This window comes from Staphylococcus agnetis (assembly GCF_002901865.1).
GTDB lineage: Bacteria > Bacillota > Bacilli > Staphylococcales > Staphylococcaceae > Staphylococcus > Staphylococcus agnetis.
Genome location: NZ_PPQF01000020.1, coordinates 1 through 764 on the forward strand (window position 1 = coordinate 1; position 764 = coordinate 764).

General features: G+C 35.7%; 1 protein-coding gene. It reads left to right on the forward strand.

Going from position 1 to position 764, the window contains the following annotated elements:
• Nucleotides 1–153 precede the first annotated feature (153 nt).
• Nucleotides 154–612: an IS200/IS605 family transposase gene (tnpA, locus tag CD172_RS03480; protein ID WP_103345497.1), complete on the forward strand. Its 459-nt coding sequence runs from the start codon at nucleotides 154–156 to the stop codon at nucleotides 610–612.
• Nucleotides 613–764: the final 152 nt, after the last annotated feature.

Here is a 764-nt window from a genome sequence, read left to right on the forward strand (position 1 = left end):
ATTAATGACTTCAGTCAGTTGAGCACGTAAAACGTGCGAAACAATAAACCACCTGCTATGCGGGTGGGCAACAAAAGTTATACTAAAAAATCCCTGCTTAGCGTTATAATTAAGGTGTTCAAGCCAAATTAATAACGAAAGTAGGGATTTGTTATGGCTAATGAAGCCAAGAGTTTAGCACATACAAAATGGATGTGTAAATACCACATTGTATTTACTCCAAAGTATAGAAGAAAAAGCATATACAATCAATACAGACCATCAATTATTGAAATTATAAAGTTATTGTGCAAATACAAAGGTGTGGAGATTATAGAAGGACATATGATGCCAGATCATGTACATCTATTAGTGAGCATCCCACCTAAAATAAGCGTTTCAAGCTTTATGGGGTATTTAAAAGGTAAAAGTGCTTTGATGATATTTGATAGACATGCAAATTTGAAATATAAATTTGGAAATCGTCACTTTTGGGCAGAAGGATATTATGTAAGTACAGTTGGATTAAATGAAGCTACAATAAAAAAATATATACAGAACCAAGAAAAACACGATAAAGCGATTGATAAGTTGAGCGTAAGAGAATATGAAGACCCTTTTAAGGGTTATTGAAGTTAGTCAAAAGCCTCTTTAGAGGCTAGCTAAAGAGACAATGGCATTTTGGCTTGAGCATGAAATGAAAAAGCCAGCGCCTTTAGACGCTAGCCGGTAAAGCGGGCTTATAGCCCAAGAGCAAACCACCCGTTTTACGGGTGGTCCTGATT

Coding starts and splice junctions, on each gene's coding strand:
- tnpA (WP_103345497.1), top strand. CDS start 154: ATGGCTAATGAAGCCAAGAGTTTAGCACATACAAAATGGATGTGTAAA.